This is a genomic window from Pedobacter frigidisoli (genome assembly GCF_004331675.1).
Lineage (GTDB): Bacteria > Bacteroidota > Bacteroidia > Sphingobacteriales > Sphingobacteriaceae > Pedobacter > Pedobacter frigidisoli.
On sequence record NZ_SJSN01000001.1, the window covers coordinates 79754 to 97455 of the forward strand.

Consider the following 17702-nt stretch of genomic DNA (forward strand, 5'->3'; position numbering starts at 1 on the left):
AATATTTAGAATCCAACCTTTAATGATAATGTATATTGTTTTGGAATCGGCAAAGCAACCCCTCCACTTCCAAAGAATTCTGGATCTTGTCCATTTAGATTCTTATCTGAATATAGCAAAGCCAAGTTATTACCGATTAAAGATATGGTTGCATTAGCCATGTGTAATTTTGAAGTTATCTTTTTAGGAACATCGTATCCAAGGGAAATTTGTTTAAAGCGAATATAATCACCTTTTGCAACTCTTTCTGTAGAGAAGTTGTAGAGGTTGTAAGGGTAGCGAGCTGAGATCGTAGAGCCATCAGCATCTTTAATAGTTTGAGATGCATCGAAAGGATCTAATAGAGCGGGTATATTTGTGAATTTTTCATCACCTGGCATAATCCATCTATTTAACATATCTTTTGACATTGAATAAATATCAGAATAGGAAGCTTGGTAAGTAGCATCTAGTCTCACGAAATTACCAGCAGCAAATGTTAACAATGCAGATAGGCTGAAGTTTTTATACCTAAATTGATTGTAAAAACCGCCATAAAAAGTTGGATCATTTGGGCCCTCATATTTAAGATAGCTAATATCATTGCTCTGCAAATTAACATATGAACTACGTTTACCGGCCTCATCAATATAATAAGGAAAACCACGATCATGGTCTAACCCATCAAATTGAATAGAGTATAATCCCCTTTGTGCATGGCCTAACAATGCTCCGCCATCTGCTGAAACCAAAGTAAAAATACTTGGATTTACTTCGAGATTTGTAATTTCATTTTTATTAAAAGCAACATTGAATTGAGTTCTCCATCTAAAATCTGTATTATTGATAGCATTTCCTGCAACTGTAAATTCAATACCTTTAGAGGTCATATCAGCATAGTTAGCCACTTTATTAAATTGACCGCCAATACCTGATGTTTTAATATTACCTATTAAATCAAAAATATTCTTTCTATAAATATCGAAAGTAACATTAATTCTATCTTTCAAAAACGTCAAGTCAGCACCGAGATTTAGTTCTTTGGTTTTTTCCCAAGTTAGTTCTGAATTTTCTAACCCAGAAATAAATGTTGCTGTTTCTTTTTCATTATCATACGGTCTTCTAGTAATTTGATTGTAGAAAACTGCCGCAGAATTATTCGCATTACCTAGATTAGCTGTTAGGCCATAAGTTGCTCTAACACGGGCTGAAGAAAATATATCATTTTTGGGCCAAAAACTTTCTTGATCAATATTCCATGCACCAGAAATATTCCAGGTAGGCAACCATCTAGCTGTTCTGCTTTTACCCATTAAGTTTGAACCATCATAACGTGTGGTTGCATTAAAGCTATATTTTTCTTTATATGAATAAGCAGCCCTCAAAGCAAATGCAGAGAAACGATCATAACCATTGCTCATGCCGAAATAAGGGAATCCAGATTCTTGCGCCCACTTAAAATATTTATAGGCAGAATTAACGATTCCGCCGTTTTCATATTGATAACCCACACCATCAAAATTTTCTGCCTGACGATCTGCAAAGCGAACTTCCATTGATCCAAAAACATTTAATCTATGATCAGTTGCAAAAGTCTTATCAAACTCTAAATTTTGTCTGAAATAATAACTTTTTAAGTTATCAGTAGTTGTGTTGTAAAAACCCCCTTCTGGCAATACACTTTCAGGTAATCCATAAGGATTGGCAGGGTCTGTATATAAAAATTTGTTGCTTCCTATAGTTGTAGCATCCGAAGTATTACGATAAGCCAAAACCATATTTGCATTTTCAAGAATATAATGTTGACGCTCAGTTTTAGCAAAACGATATGCTCCATCAACAGAATAGGTTAAACTTGGAATAATTTTGTATTTAATTCCTCCTTGAACCTTAAAATCAATATTACCAAGCGTTAGATAATTATTATCAATTTCATGAAGAATGTTAAATGGAGAGTAGTTTCTTGTAAAGAATTCCCTATTCCCGTTCTCATCAAATGCTGTCATGGTACGGCTAGTATTTAATGCATAAGAATAAGGATTGATATCAAAATCACGAGAGAATTTACCATAAACTGGATCAGATGTTCTTTCTTGCGTACCAGGTGCACGTTGATCACGAACAGAACCATTCATTAAAATCTCCGCACTTAATTTCGAACTCATTTTAAAGTTAGCTCTAAAATTTCCCGTGAAACGGTCCACACTATTACCAACTGTTTGTCCACTATCATGTAGATATGATGTTGAGGCATAAGTTTGAAATTTTTCAGTTCCAGAATTAATACTCATCGAATGCTCTTGCAAAAGTGAATTTTTGAATAGCACATCAAACCAGTCTGTATTTGCGTTCGCGTAGCGTTGTAAAAAATTGTTTCGGCTTGAGATATCATTACGCAATGCAAATGAATCATTAGATGGGTTGTAATCATATAAAGAATTGTACATTTTGTAAAAAGCTCCACCCTCAGATCCACGAGATGCTGTAGTATGCTGAAAATATCCTTTATTTTCAAGCTCGATCAAAACTGACATTTGATCAGCAGAATTTAGAATATCAAAATTATCATAAGAAGGCTTTAAGTAAGTAGTGAAGTTACCTGTATAGCTAATCCTAGGTGTTCCCTCGGTATTTTTCCCCTTTTTTGTTGTAACAACGATTACCCCATTCATCGCTCTTGCCCCGTACATTGCTGTAGCAGCGGCATCTTTCAAAATATTAAAGCTTTCAATGTCATCTGGATTCAATCCTGCAACCGATGATCCAACGAGTGTATTTGCATCACCAGTGGACAAGGCATCGTTTGAAATATTAACTAAATCTTCCAAAATAATTCCATCAACAACCCAAAGAGGCTTGTTATCACCAGTTATTGAGGTAGCACCACGAACACGAATTTTAGGTGCAGCTCCAAATGTACCTGATACGTTTTGTACCGATACACCAGCTACCTGACCTTCAAGCATACGACTAATATCCGGTACACCGTTACGTTGAGAATCTTCTGCCTTAACCAACGTCGATGATCCAGTAAAAAGTTTCCTATCTAACTGTTGATATCCTGTTGAAACAACGTTTACTTCCTTAAGTTGGTTTGCATCTTCCTCTATTGAGATATCAATTGTTGTTTTGCCATTTACGGCTACCTCGATAGTTTTGTAACCAATAGAAGAAAAAACAAGTGTTGCGCCGTCTTTTACCTTAATTTGATACTCTCCTACTGAATTTGTTGAAACTGCATTAGCAGCACCCTTTTCACGGATGCTAACACCTGGCATGGTTGAGTTATCTTTTTTGTCTCTAACACGACCTTTAACAATAACATCTCTAGCAGTTGTAGAAGAGGTATTGATTTTAAGAACAACTTGGCTGCCTACTCTAGTGTAGCTAATATTCTTTTGTTTTAATTGTTCAAGAGACGCTTGAACTGACGTTAATTTAGATGGTACATCTAAAATCATAGTCTTGCTGATTTCAGAAGCATCGTAAACAAAACTTAACTTGTAAGCTTGTTCTATCTTCTTCAGATAGTTTTCTAATCTTTCGGGTTGCGAATTTGCTTGCTGTGCATCAGCTTTAGCCAAAACGCTCCAAAAGATTGCACACATAAGCATGGCCATTCGACCCCAACTTAATACAGCATTTCTTTTGTAGAAATTTCTCTCCATAGTTTGATTGTTCGGTTGTTTGATTAATTGGTTTATTTTTATTTTAAGGCGTTTTAAGGATTAGTTTATTTCTTCTTTTTATAATTTCTAAATTATAGGTTTGTTCCAAAACTGTTAAAATGTCTTTTAAGTCCTCATTCTTAAAAGTTGCATTAAACTTTTTGTTAACTCGTGTACCCGAAACGAAAGCAATTTCCACTCCATAGCAGCTGGATAGCTGTCTACAAACTTCTTCTAAAGGCGTATCTACAAATGTTAAGGCCTTGGTTATCCAAGAATCTGAGTTTTGGGATATCCTTGCCAAAAACTGTTTTTGCTCGATGTTATATGATAATCCTTGTCCTGCAGATAAAATGGAAGAAACGGCGTCCTTGTATGGTAAGAACATCACTCGGCCAGTTTTAACATCAAGATCAATTTTTGTTTTAGAAAAAGTTAGGTTGAAAGAAGTTCCCAAAACACTTACACGAGACTCGCCCATATTTACACGGAATGCATGTTTGGGATCTTTAGAAATGAGAAAGAATGCTCTTCCACTATCTAGGATTACATCTCTGGTTTGAGAGCCAAATTGAGTAGGATATTTTAATTCACTATTTTCAGCTAAAATAACCTTTGATCCATCTATTAAAGAAATGGTATCGGTTTGACCAGCATGAGTTTTAACAGTAAGCACTTCAGCGTTTTTTCTGGAATTAAACATAAAAATGCCAATTCCTGCAATAATGATACTTGCTGCAATACCACCTAACCATTTAGAAAAATTCGATTTATGGGGAGCCAATGCCTTTAAAGAAAACTTAAAGTTCTTTGCTGCTTGTTCCGTATTGAGTAATTCAAGCCTTGCAGATTTTGAAGAAAACTTCCAAATACGCTCTACTTCCTTGAAATAGAATTCATTTTCTGGAGATGCAGCTCTTAAAGAAATTATTTCAGCATGAAGTAATTCATCCTGAGGATTATTTAAATACTGAACAATTAAGTTCAAGTATTCAGGTTGGTTAAGCATGTAGTTAGTTTGTGTTGGTATTATCTAGACAAACATAAAACTAAAAACCCCTAGTCTTTTAAGAAATAAATTATTTTTTGTTGAAAATAGAATGGAAAACAAGCTAGAAAGCTACAGCTGATAAGTATTTACTAATAAAAGAAAGCTCTTTCCTTTCTTATTTAGCTTCGTATCATTCAGAAACCGATCCCTTAAGATTTTTAAGGCATTACCGATATGATTTTCTACAGTTTTTTCGGATATACCCAATTGCAATGCGATTTCCTTATACTTTAAATGCTCAAAACGACTTAACTTGAACACTTTTTTACATTGAGAAGGAAGTTTGTCGATTTCTGCATGAAGTAAAATAATCATCTCATTCTCTTCTTCAAGATCTCTTAGATCACCATCTGATAACTCAGTTACTAATTTTAGATGATGTTGCTCTATATTCTTTTGCCTGTTGATATAATTAATGGAAGCATTAATTACAGATTTGTATAAATAAGATTTGATGGATTTAACTTCCGTAATGGTATAAGGATTCTCCCAAATTTTTAAGAAGACATCTTGTACGAGCTCTTCAGCTGTATAAACATCCTTAACATACTTGTCGCTTGCCAATAAAAGTTTTTGAAAATAAGAAGTATAGAATTGGGTAAAGGTTGGCGTACGCCCCTTTTCTATTAGTGCAATTAAATCTCTTCCTGTTTCTATGCCTAAAACACCCATCTATCGTAAACCTTATTTAATAGAATTTGCTACTTCAATATTACAAATTAAAGCGCAAAAAGTTGTTTAAATAAGGAGTTTTAACGACAGATGATCAATTTTTGATTAATATTGATAGTAAGGAGAAATCATCAAATAAACAACAACACCAGTAATGGCAACATATAGCCATAACGGAAAAGTAATTCTTGCGATTTTTCTATGCTTATCAAATCTTTGTGCCAGTGCCCTAACATAGGTAACCAATACCAATGGGATGATTACAATTGACAATAAAATATGGGTTAACAAAATAAAGAAGTAAACAAATTTTATGGTTCCATCACCACCAAATTTTGTAGATGGTGTAGTCATGTGATAAGCGATGTACATCACGAGAAATAATAAGGAACAGCCAATGGCAGATTTCATTAAATTTTGATGTAATTGAATCTTTCCGTTTTTTATCGCCCATACGGCAACGATTAACAAAACAGCTGTTATGCCATTTATCGAAGCATAAATTGGCGGCAAGAAAGGTAGTGGCTGAGCATCGATTCCTAAATCCTTTAACTTAACTACAAATAAAAGCGCTACAGCAACAGGTATCAAAATGGAAAGAATGATAATCCATTTACTATATTTTTTTTCTATTGGAGAAGTTTCCATGTAATGGTGAACTAAATTTATATGATATGTTAAATAAACTATTGCTAATTTGGTAACCCAATTTTAAAGACTAAAGACTAAAGACTAAAGACTAAAGACTAAAGACTAAAGACTAAAGACTAAAGACTAAAGACTAAAGACTAAAGACTAAAGACTAACCTACCTACCGTCTTTGATATTCCTCAAGTATTCCGCAATTAATACCTTGATTTCATCCTCAAGCCTTAATCTAGCTTCTGGGTTATCGGCTTCGTAAATTCCCCTTATGCGGTGTAGGTTATCGACAAGCAGAAGTTTATTGCTAATGATGAAACTCGATTTCTTCTGGCTTTGATCTGCAACCACATCAAGAAGCATCCCTTTTCTAATTAAGGGATAGGTTGCTGTGGTATCTCCAGTTAGTAAGTCCCACTTTCCTGGTTTTGCATTGTATTTGATCGCAAAATCTTTAATCACGTTTTTATCAACAGCATTTACAGATAAGCTTAAAAAACGAACCAAAGGTTTTTTTTCGTAGCTATCTGATAATTGCTTGATATAATTATTCGTTCCTTGGCTGTTTGCATCAGTGTAAAACAAATTGATAACCGTTAGCTTATTTACTAAAGATTTCCAATTTACAACCTCTGCATTTTGATTGGTTAAATTAAAATCTGGAACTAAGTGGTAAATGGTATCAGGAATTTTGTTGCCCTTAACCGTATGAAAGGTTTTGGCAACAATCTTTTCTCCAAATATGGGAAGGCTTTTATACCTATTCTTGGCAAAGTGAGGCAATAAGTAAAAAAACAAAAATCCCGGTATAGCTAAAATGCTTACCAGGATTATTACCTTTTTGATAGGGTTTCTTTTCATTAATGATTCATCATGTGGATGTTTAAGAAACCACCTTCTATTAACATGAGTACAATAAAGTAACCAATGAAAACGAATGAAACCGTTAATGCAAGTTGTAAACCTAACTTCTCATATTTTAAGTGCATGAAATAAGCAACAATATAAAAAGCCTTTACCAATGTTAAAACTATATACATATAATTACCGTAATGTTGTGGTAAATGCATTATTGGAATAGCCCAAAGTGCTAGTGCAAATTCAATTGCAGTAATTATGGTTAAAATACCTGCAACTTTCCAAATTTTAGCTTTATCCAATCCTGCATGTTCTCCATGCTCGTGTCCTTCTGTTGTATGTGAGTGATCTGACATATTAAATATTTTTATATAATTGAAATTAAACCAAATAGAAAAATGTAAATACAAACACCCATACTAAATCTACAAAGTGCCAGTACAAACCAACTTTTTCTACCATTAAATAGTGACCTCTTTTTTCGAAAGTACCATTGATAGTCATGATTAAAATAATCACATTAATCATTACCCCACTAAATACGTGGAAACCGTGGAAACCTGTAATGGTGAAAAATAGATTGGCAAATTGCTGTGCCGCAACTAAAGAAACAGGCCCATCGAATAAATGCTTTAATTCTTCAGCAGATGGAATAGTACCCCACCAAAAACCTTCGTGGTGTAAGTGGCTCCATTCTAAAGCTTGACAACCTAAGAACATAAATCCTAAAATAATGGTAGGAATCAACCAAGCAATTACTTCTTTTTTAACTCGACGATGTCCAGCTTCTACCGCCATTACCATTGTAACGGAGCTTAAGATTAGAATAAAAGTCATGATACCCACAAATACTAATGGAGCACCAGTATCTATAACTCCTGGAATAGATTGGAAAACCAAATCAGGATCTGGCCATGTTAATTTTGAAAAACGCTGAGCGCCGTAGTAGATCAATAAAGATGAAAATGTAAAAGCATCTGATAAGAGGAAAAACCACATCATGATTTTACCATATTCTACCGACCACGGAGAACGACCACCATTCCATGGTCCGGTTTTAACTTGATCTAATTGTGATACTGCATTCATTTGGAAATAGTATAATAGTTTGTTAACAAATTTAACGGTTCAAAAGTAAAAAAACATACAGATATATCCATAATATATCTATAAAATGCCAAAAAATAGAGGCGATTTCCATTCTATATTGGCTTTTTGCCAAGGGAATGTTTTTGTAACTGCCCATTAAGGCATTTGTAATTAAGAAAACACCTGCAATAATGTGCAATAAGTGCATTCCAGAAACAACGTAAATAAAAGAAATAGCGGCATTGTTACCCACTAAAGTAGCGCCAGTATTAACCATACTGCCCCAAGCACTAAACTGCATCACACCGAAAGCAATGGCTAAAATTACAGTTACCCATAACATATTTCGTTGAAGACTGAAGTTTAATTTCTTAAGTGCTCTTGAAGCCAATATCAAAGTAATGCTACTAGCGATAATTACCAAGCTAGAGTAAATGAAAGCATCGGGCAAAACTAATCCATGCCCTTTACCTTTTGAAGCTGCAAATACCAAATAATAACTGGTAAAGCCTCCAAACATAATGGTAGATGATACCACAAACAACCAAACGATAAACTTTCGTGGTTTGGGATCAAATGTATCTTGGATATTTTCCATTGTTATAACCATAAATTATTTCGCAATAAAATTTAATAATAAGCCCAACTGTACTGCTGGGATGTAAAAAAATGAACAGAACATCACACGTTTTGCATCAATCAATTCCCTGTTCAACAAAAGCTTAAGCGCTAACCAACTAAAAATTAGTCCGGCGATAAGCGATAAGCCGCCAATGTAATAACCCCCAAATCCGTAGAAAGTTGGTAATAAACTCACGGGAATTAAAATCAACGTAGTTAAAAAAGTCAGCAATGCTGAAGTCTTATCACGCTTTTTGGTTGGCAATAATCTAAATCCTGCCTTTTTGTAATCATCATCCAAAACCCAAGCAATTGCCCAAAAGTGTGGAAATTGCCAAACAAACTGGATGAGAAAAAGAATTCCAGCAATGTAATAATCTATCTCATGAAACATTTCTGCTTTCAAACTACCAAAAGCAGCTAAGTAACCGATAAGTGGTGGCAAAGCCCCAGGAATGGCACCAACGAAAACTGCAATTGGTGATTTCCTTTTTAAAGGTGTATAAGCAAAGGCATATAATAAAATGGAGAATACCGATAGCAATCCTGTCTCCAGATTTAACTTTCCTAACAACCAAGTTCCTAAAAATGCCATAAAAACACCTATGATTAACCCTTGCCCCGTGGTCATTCTACCAGCAGGCATCGGACGGTCTTTAGTTCTCGACATTAACTTATCCAAGTCTTTCTCTATAATTTCGTTAAAACAGTTTGCAGCTGCTGTAACTAAGAATCCTCCAGCAATTAAAATTAGCCAATTTCCCCAATCTATATTGGGAATATGCCCTCTTCCAACCTGCATTTTCTGACCAATTAAAAACGAGATTGACGCAGAAAACACGACCGTAAACGATAGTCTGAATTTTATAAGTTTAGAAAAATCTGAAAGTATTTGTTTCAATTTCCTTAAATATTATTGTTTATAGGTACTTGTTCGGTAAACCAACAAATACAGATAAAACTGTAAACTAAACAACAGCGTAGAAAACAAAATATGCAATGCTTGCGCTGCAGGTGGAAAAGCAATGTATGCCAATGCTAAACCACTTAATAATTGAATTAAAAGCGTAATTAATATAAATCTCGCTGTTAATAAGGGTGCTGCTTTTCCGCTAAAACGATCTATAACCATTTTATAAACAATACCATTTGAAATGATAACCAGTATTGCCAAATCGCGATGATATGAAAATACGGAGCCAACATTTGTTATCCAATTTGCCTTATTTTCGTAGCCAAAAGACTTTGCGATAACATCAATGGCTTCTCTAACTTCAGTACCCAATACAATTTGAGCAATACTCAACAACACTGTAAACAATAAAAAGCCTTTTAACCATAATATGCGATACATAATTACAGATGGTGCTTTATTTAATTGCTTTGCATAATTGTAGGTATATATCGAAATAGCCAAAATAACCAAGGCCAAAAGCATGTGTACAGTAACTACCCATTGCAGCAGGTTTGTGGAAACTACAATGGATCCTAACCAACCTTGATAACCAACAACTAAAATATTTAAGATGCTCAGCACAATAATCCGCTTTGCTGTCTTTTTGTAAGTAAAAGAATAAATGGCTGTGAGCAGTAAAAATATGCCTGCTAAAACACCCATTAATCTGTTTAGATATTCAACCCAAGTTTTTGTCGGATTAAACTCTTCTGGTAAGGTGATGCTTTTATCATTTCTAATACTATCTGCCAAAGCCACTTTACCGATACTTTCTAGGTACTTGGCAAACTTCTCATTCTTCTTAATCCTACCCGCTACATATTTTTCCTTATAATCTGCAGGCAGTTGAGATACGTTGGTAGGTGGTATATAACGATCGAAGCATTTTGGCCAATCCGGACAGCCCATTCCCGATCCTGTACTGCGTACAATACCACCGGCAAGTATAACCAATAGCGTAACTATGATGGTTATAAGATTTATCCTAATGAAACGTTGCTCTGATCTACTGACCATATATCTTTTAAGATGAAAAGGGTATCCGGATAAGCAGAAACTTAATCAGATACCCCTTTTAAATGATGTTAAAGCTTAAAATTAGCTTTTGCTTTCTGTAACCGGATTGGCTAATTCCCAATCTTGTTGTATTTTTTCAGCTTCCGCATTTCCTTCAAAGTCATGAGGTAAATTAGAGCTCATTGTTTGAGAGAAAGGAACAGTTTGAGGGATAAAATCAACATCATGTCCTGGCTTGCTGTAATCATAAGGCCATCTGTAAACTGTTGGGATTTCTCCTGGCCAGTTACCGTGAATATGTTCAACTGGTGCTGTCCATTCTAATGTGTTCGATTCCCAAGGATTTTGAGGTGCTACCTTACCTTTGAAAATTGAATAGAAGAAGTTGAACAAGAACGCTACCTGAGCAAGTGCAGCCATAATAGCAGCCCACGTTACGAATATATTCACCGTTAACCATTTCTTCATGAATTCAAATTCAGTGAATGCATAATAACGACGAGGTACACCATCTAACCCTAAGAAGTGAAGAGGAAAGAACACCAAGTAAGCTGCGATGAAAGTTAACCAAAAGTGTAAATATCCAAGTTTTGCGTTCATCATTCTACCGAACATTCTTGGGAACCAGTGATAAACACCGGCAAGCATACCAAAAATCGCTGCAGATCCCATTACCAAGTGAAAGTGGGCAACTACGAAATAGGTATCGTGTAAGTTAATATCTAAAGATGCATTTCCTAAGAAGATACCTGTTAATCCACCAGAGATAAAGAATGATACTAAACCAATAGCAAACAACATGGCTGGAGTGAAACGAATATTACCACGCCATAATGTAGCCAAATAGTTAAAGGTCTTTACTGCAGAAGGAACAGCAATGATCAATGTTGTGATCATAAATACACCACCCAGTAATGGGTTCATACCCGTTACAAACATGTGGTGACCCCATACGATGAACGAAAGTACCGTAATACCGATGAGTGAATAAACCATCGCATGGTAACCAAAGATTGGTTTACGAGAGTTTACTGAAATCACTTCAGATGAAATACCTAAAGCTGGCATAATTACGATATATACCTCAGGGTGACCCAAGAACCAGAATAAGTGTTGCCATAAGATTGGAGAACCACCTTCGTTAGGTAAAATGGTTGTACCCATTACGATATCAGAAAGGTAGAAACTTGTTCCAAAACTACGATCGAACACCATTAATACCACCCCAGCTACAAGAACAGGGAAAGATAAGATACCTAAAATCGCTGTTAAGAAGAACGCCCAGATTGTCAAAGGCATTTTCCAAAGATCCATACCTTTAGTACGCATGTTTAAGATTGTACTTACGTAGTTAATACCACCCATTAAAGATGAAGCTACGAAAAGCACCATACTGATTAACCACAAAGTCATACCCATCCCAGAACCTGGCATTGCCTTAGCAACAACGGATAGTGGAGGATAAACCGTCCAACCACCAGATGCAGGACCTGTTTGGATAAAGAAAGAAGACATCATGACTACACAGGCCATAAAGAAGAACCAGTATGAGAGCATGTTTAGGAATGGCGATGCCATATCTCTAGCTCCAATTTGCAATGGGATTAATAAGTTACTAAAAGTACCACTCAAACCTGCCGTTAGTACAAAGAATACCATAATGGTACCATGAATGGTTACCAAGGCAAGGTAAAAATCGGGGGCAATACGACCACCTTCTGCCCATTTACCTAAGAAAGTTTCTAAGAATGGGAAGCTTTTATCTGGCCAAGCCAATTGAATACGGAATAAAATAGATAAGCCCATTGCAATTACGGCCATAATGATACCGGTAATCAAAAATTGCTTAGCAATCATTTTATGATCCATGCTGAAGATATACTTCGAAATCAAAGTCTCCTTGTGGTGCCCGTGATCAGCGTGATCGTGATTGTGTTCGTCGTGTAATGCTATTGTTGACATAATTCTTTCGCTCCTGCTTAATATTATTTATTTAAAGCCATTTGGTTAGTTTTCACAGCTGCCGAATCGGTTGCTGTAGAGTCTGCTGCTGCTTTAACAGGTGCAGGTGCCACTGGCAAATTAAATTGTTTTCTTAAATCATCGTTTAAGTATGTTTTCTGCTCTGCTAACCAAGTTTTATACTCGGCTTCAGAAACTACACGTACAACTTTTTGCATGTTGTAGTGACCAGATCCACAAATTTTAGCACAGAAGAATAAAAACTTGAAGTTAGGATCATTGGTTTCTTGCTGCATTTGAGCAGTAGTTTTTGTAGGTGTGAACTCAAAAATAGTTCTCATACCTGGTACAGTATTTAATTGCACTCTAAAGTGAGGCATATAAAAACTGTGGATTACATCTTTACTGGTTAAGATTAATTTGATTGGCTTATTTACTGGAAGAACCATTTCATCAGCCATTTCATCATCACGTGAGTTTAGATCCTTAAAATCGATACCCAATGGATTTGTTGCAGTAGTTAATTTATAGTTCTTATTACCAACTATACCATCAGCTCCAGGATAACGGATAGACCATTTAAACTGCTCTGAAGTAACCTCAATTTGAACCGCTTTATTTTTTGGATCTTCTACCTTAAAGAAAATTGATCTCCAAGTTAAGAAACCCATCAATACCAATACTGTTAATACTAATGCAGGAACAATAGTCCAGATTTTCTCTATTGTATTATTGTGAGGATAGTAGTAAGCTTTTCTTTTTGCTGAATATTTGTAGATGTAAGCAAATCCGAATAATAAAATGTGTGTTGCAATGAAAACGATTGTGGTAATGATCAATGTTAAGTTGAACATTTCATCGATTTTCTTTCCATGTTCTGAGGCAGCATCTGGAAGCAACATTGCTCCGTGTACTGTATATTCCCAATACACACCGTATAAACCAAGAACTAAAAACAATGCAAATAAACTTGCATGAATTCTATTCCAGTTAATACCAACAGGTTTACCCTGTGCTTCGCGACTTAATTCATAAACCCTAATTGCTTTACCAATAATAGCTATGAATAGACATACGGCAAGGAAGATCAGTATATAAAAAATTACTGATTTATAAACCTCACCCATATCAACTTTCGGTGCCGCTGCAGCACCCGCGGCTGCTTGCGCAAAAGCGCTGGTGTTTGCAAAAACAGTAAGTAATACTGCTAAAGCTGCGGTCGTTTTATTCGTGATAAACTTTCTTAAACTCATTTTCTTAAAAGTAGTACGCTGTACTGCTAATTATAATAATAATTAAATATTTGCCCTATAATGTCATCTACTAAAGTTGATGATGCAAACTTTCTTGTAATAGTGGGTGGTTCTTAGCAATTAAAGGTTTTTTGCTCAAGTTTGATAAAACCGTAAAGGTAAACAATCCTACAAAACCTAAAGCAGTACCTATCTCCACAATACCAAAACCGTTATGGCCTTCTTCAACTGCTCCTGGCATAATCATTTGGTAATAATCTACCCAGTGCCCTAACAATACAACAATTGCAACGAATAATAATTTTGCATCTGTTCTTTTGTTATCTCTATCCATTAATAATAATACTGGTGCTAAGAAGTTCATCGCAAGGTTTAAGAAAAACCAAAACTTGTAATATTCAAAACGTTTGTAGAAATAAACAGTTTCCTCAGGCATGTTAGCATAGTAAATTAACAAGAACTGTGCGAACCAAACGTAAGTCCAGAAGATGGAGAAACCGAAGATAAACTGACCTAAGTTGTGTAAATGGCTATTGTTAACCCATTGCATGTAACCAGCTCTTCTTAACAAGATGATGATAATTGCAATAGTTGCTAAACTACTTACCCACATTGCTGCGAAGTTATACCAACCAAACATGGTTGAGAACCAGTGCGCCTCTAAAGACATTACTGTATCGAAAGCAAAAATTGGTGTTGTAAAACCATAAATTACCAAGAAGATACAAGCATTCTTAAAGCTTTTTCTATATGAATTTAATCCACCAGCCAAATCTTCATTATATGAATACTTAACAAATAGTATAGAAAAGATGCTATAAACACCTAAGAATACCACTTGGCGACCTAAAAAGAACGGTACATTTAAGAAAACAGATTTACCTGCAATTAATGCATCGTAATTTGGACTGTTTACATCTGTCAATCCATCGGCATGCCAATGGTGATATAAGTTGTGCGTGTATAAACCTGCAGAAATAATAATAACAAGTATTACAGCTGCTATTGGCAATGTTTTGGCCATAGCTTGTGGTACACGTAGAATTGATGCAGACCAACCCGCTTGAGCTACATATTGAACAGCAAGGAAAAATGTACCCGACATACAAACGCATGCGAAGTAATATCCCATAAGCAACAGGTTAGCAAAAGTACGCTCATGCATGACTTTATCGCCAAAAACGAAACCGAAGAACACTGCCGCAACACCGATAAGGATGCCAACGATGCTTAAGGTTTTTACTTTACCTGTAAACTCAAACTGTTCACTAAAATTAATATTGTGAGTTCCCATTTATATTCTGCTTTACTATTGTCCTTTTTGTAATTGTTGAACATACATCACTATTTTCCAACGATCTATTGGTAAAATTTGCGAAGCATGCGAGCCCATGTTATTTACACCATAAGTAATGGTATGATAGATTTTACCTGCAGTAAGATCAACCATATTTCCACCTCTAGATGAACTTCCTGTTTGATAAGCTGGTACACCGCTAAACTTTTCAATTTTAACTAAGTGTCCTTGTCCATCACCTTTTTCTCCGTGGCAAGGGCTACAGAAAACATTAAACAAATGTTTACCTTGAGCCAAGTTAACAGTATCAACAGGTAATGGATCTACCATACTTACACCTGCTGCTTCATATCCTTCTTTAGTATTAGGATAATCATCATATTCTGTAAAACCAACTGGTTTTGTATTTGCTGGTGGTACTTGAGCCGCATGTCCTTTAAAACTTGGTACATGTGCGGTATCCACTGCCTGATCCGGATTTAAAGCAATCGGATCATACATATTTCTGGCATATTCTAAGCCAGTACTGCGTTTATCCTTACATGCAGATAAAGTAGCTGCAAAAGCGATAGCTAAAAACGCGGCATAAACAAATTTATTCTTATTCATAGCTAATGTACTTCCTTTCATTATACTTTACTTCTAAAGCACCTGCATCTTTTAATAAACCATCAATTACAGTATGTGCTGTATTGTCTTTTGCATCAACTGCAATCACAAAACGATCATCAGTTGCACGAAGATCCATTACTCTTGGTGCTCTTCCTGGAAACAAATGCGTAGAAGCATAATAAGTTAACACCATACCGAAAGCACAGAATAATACGGTTAGTTCGAACATTATTGGAATAAAATCCGGCAATGCAAACGATGGTTTACCACCGATGTTTACTTTCCAATCGATAACTGCGCAAAAATAGATCAAAGCGAATGCTGCACAAGTTCCGGTAATACCAAAGCAAAATGCTGCGATATCGATTCTCGATCTTTTAATTCCTAATTTGACTTCTATTCCGTGTATAGGCATTGGAGTATAAACATCATAAATGCTTACGCCATTTTCCTGAAGTTTATCGATGCCATGCATCATTTCAACAGGATCACCAAAACTGCCTAAAATATATTTGATATCACTCATTGTTATATTTTTGCGTATTCTTCTTGTTTAACACTATCAAATTTCTCTAAAGACTCTACGTATTCTGCAACGTATTCTTTATTCTCATGTCCTTCTTTAATCTGCTTCATCTTCGCTTGCTCACTTGCCGATTTCAACAATAACTTAACCTCAGCTATAGCGATTGATGGCAATACACGTAAGAATAATAAGAATAAGGTAAAGAATAAACCAATTGAACCAACGAATACACTTACATCAACCCAAGTTGGCGAAAACATTGCCCAACTCGATGGAATATAATCACGGTGTAATGAGGTAACAATAATTACGAAACGTTCGAACCACATACCAATGTTTACAACGATTGATAAAATCCAAGTAGCACGAATGCTTAAACGTATTTTCTTGAACCAAAGTAGTTGTGGAGAGATTACGTTACAAGTCATCATCATCCAATATGCCCACCAGTAAGGACCAGTAGATCTGTTTATGAATGCATATTGTTCATACTCAGAACCTGAATACCATGCGATGAAAAACTCTGTTAAGTAAGCAACACCTACGATTGATCCTGTTAAGATGATGATTTTATTCATCGACTCGATGTGGAACATGGTGATGTAGTTCTCAAGACCCAGTACTTTACGTGCCACCAATAATAAGGTTAACACCATCGCGAAGCCTGAGAAAATCGCTCCAGCAACGAAGTATGGAGGGAAAATTGTAGTGTGCCATCCTGGAATTACAGATGTTGCAAAGTCCATTGATACAATTGTGTGTACCGAAAGTACAAGTGGAGTTGAAATACCTGCAAGAATTAAGGACACAGCCTCGAAACGTTGCCAAGTTTTAACACTTCCGCTCCATCCAAAAGAAAAGATAGAATAGATTTTTTTACGTGTTCCTGTTGCACGATCGCGAATGGTAGCAATATCTGGTAATAAACCTGTGTACCAGAATAATAATGATACAGAGAAATAGGTGGAGATGGCAAACATATCCCAAACCAATGGTGAGTTAAAGTTAACCCATAATGATCCAAATTGATTTGGTAATGGCAATACCCAATAAGCTAACCAAGGACGGCCCATGTGAGAAACAACATAAGTTGCCGCACAAATAACCGCAAAGATGGTCATCGCCTCTGCCGAACGGTTAATGGAGTTACGCCAGTTCTGACGGAAGAGTAATAATACCGCTGAAATAAGTGTTCCTGCGTGACCAATACCAACCCACCATACGAAACCGGTGATATCCCAAGCCCATCCAACTGTTTTATTTAAACCCCAAGCACCGATACCATTCCAGAAAGTGTAGCTTACTGCTACAACCCAAAGTAAAGCACCTAATGAGGCAACGATGAAACCAATCCACCAAGCCTTGTTCGGCTTGTTTTCTACCGGGCCTAAAATGTCATCCGTAATTTTTGCATACGTAATGTCATTGCCGGTAATTAATGGTTCTCTAAGTATTGATTCGTTATGTCCTGACATAATTTGTATTTTCTTTATACTAAAG

Annotated in this window: 16 protein-coding genes; all 16 read right to left on the minus strand. The window is 35.8% G+C overall.

The window, feature by feature from the left end; translation table 11 throughout:
- Positions 1-5 precede the first annotated feature (5 nt).
- The 16 genes from EZ449_RS00250 to nrfD all read right to left on the minus strand — a co-directional run bounded on the left by EZ449_RS00250 (position 6) and on the right by nrfD (position 17677).
- Positions 6-3647, minus strand: coding sequence for a SusC/RagA family TonB-linked outer membrane protein (locus EZ449_RS00250; protein ID WP_131555957.1), 3642 nt, complete (start codon positions 3645-3647; stop codon positions 6-8).
- Between the two features lie 43 nt (positions 3648-3690).
- Complete coding sequence (locus EZ449_RS00255) at positions 3691-4656, minus strand: FecR family protein (protein WP_131555958.1); 966 nt, start codon at positions 4654-4656, stop codon at positions 3691-3693.
- 111 nt (positions 4657-4767) lie between these two features.
- Positions 4768-5370, minus strand: coding sequence for an RNA polymerase sigma-70 factor (locus EZ449_RS00260; RefSeq protein ID WP_131555959.1), 603 nt, complete (start codon positions 5368-5370; stop codon positions 4768-4770).
- 105 nt (positions 5371-5475) lie between these two features.
- The gene (locus tag EZ449_RS00265) at positions 5476-6018 is read right to left on the minus strand and encodes a DUF420 domain-containing protein (protein ID WP_131555960.1); all 543 of its coding nucleotides are present in this window, start codon (positions 6016-6018) and stop codon (positions 5476-5478) included.
- 159 nt (positions 6019-6177) lie between these two features.
- Positions 6178-6873, minus strand: coding sequence for an SCO family protein (locus EZ449_RS00270; RefSeq protein ID WP_131555961.1), 696 nt, complete (start codon positions 6871-6873; stop codon positions 6178-6180).
- Entirely contained in the window at positions 6873-7226 is a 354-nt protein-coding gene (locus tag EZ449_RS00275) for a cytochrome C oxidase subunit IV family protein (protein ID WP_131555962.1), read from the minus strand. Before EZ449_RS00275 ends, EZ449_RS00270 begins: the two co-directional genes overlap by 1 nt.
- 25 nt (positions 7227-7251) lie before the next feature.
- A complete protein-coding gene (locus EZ449_RS00280) occupies positions 7252-7959 on the minus strand; it encodes a cytochrome c oxidase subunit 3 (protein ID WP_131555963.1) in 708 nt (235 codons plus the stop codon).
- Between the two features lie 31 nt (positions 7960-7990).
- Positions 7991-8557 carry a cytochrome c oxidase subunit 3 gene (locus EZ449_RS00285; protein WP_131555964.1) on the minus strand — a complete coding sequence of 189 codons (567 nt, stop codon included), beginning with the start codon at positions 8555-8557 and terminating at the stop codon, positions 7991-7993.
- Between the two features lie 15 nt (positions 8558-8572).
- Positions 8573-9481 carry a heme o synthase gene (cyoE, locus tag EZ449_RS00290; protein ID WP_131555965.1) on the minus strand — a complete coding sequence of 303 codons (909 nt, stop codon included), beginning with the start codon at positions 9479-9481 and terminating at the stop codon, positions 8573-8575.
- 12 nt (positions 9482-9493) lie between these two features.
- On the minus strand, positions 9494-10552 hold the full coding sequence (locus EZ449_RS00295) for a COX15/CtaA family protein (protein WP_131555966.1): 1059 nt from the start codon (positions 10550-10552) through the stop codon (positions 9494-9496).
- An 81-nt stretch (positions 10553-10633) separates the two neighbouring features.
- Positions 10634-12514, minus strand: a complete 1881-nt coding sequence (locus EZ449_RS00300; protein WP_205942913.1) for a cytochrome c oxidase subunit I — start codon at positions 12512-12514, stop codon at positions 10634-10636.
- Between the two features lie 23 nt (positions 12515-12537).
- A complete protein-coding gene (locus tag EZ449_RS00305) occupies positions 12538-13767 on the minus strand; it encodes a cytochrome c oxidase subunit II (RefSeq protein ID WP_131555967.1) in 1230 nt (409 codons plus the stop codon).
- 70 nt (positions 13768-13837) lie between these two features.
- Complete coding sequence (locus tag EZ449_RS00310; RefSeq protein WP_131555968.1) at positions 13838-15061, minus strand: quinol:cytochrome C oxidoreductase; 1224 nt, start codon at positions 15059-15061, stop codon at positions 13838-13840.
- A 15-nt stretch (positions 15062-15076) separates the two neighbouring features.
- Positions 15077-15673 (minus strand): c-type cytochrome, encoded by a 597-nt coding sequence (locus EZ449_RS00315; RefSeq protein ID WP_317130420.1) that lies wholly within the window; start codon positions 15671-15673, stop codon positions 15077-15079.
- A complete protein-coding gene (locus EZ449_RS00320) occupies positions 15666-16202 on the minus strand; it encodes a DUF3341 domain-containing protein (RefSeq protein WP_131555970.1) in 537 nt (178 codons plus the stop codon). The genes EZ449_RS00315 and EZ449_RS00320 overlap by 8 nt, the downstream gene beginning before the upstream one ends.
- Positions 16203-16204: 2 nt before the next feature.
- A complete protein-coding gene (gene nrfD, locus EZ449_RS00325) occupies positions 16205-17677 on the minus strand; it encodes an NrfD/PsrC family molybdoenzyme membrane anchor subunit (RefSeq protein ID WP_131555971.1) in 1473 nt (490 codons plus the stop codon).
- Positions 17678-17702 lie beyond the last annotated feature (25 nt).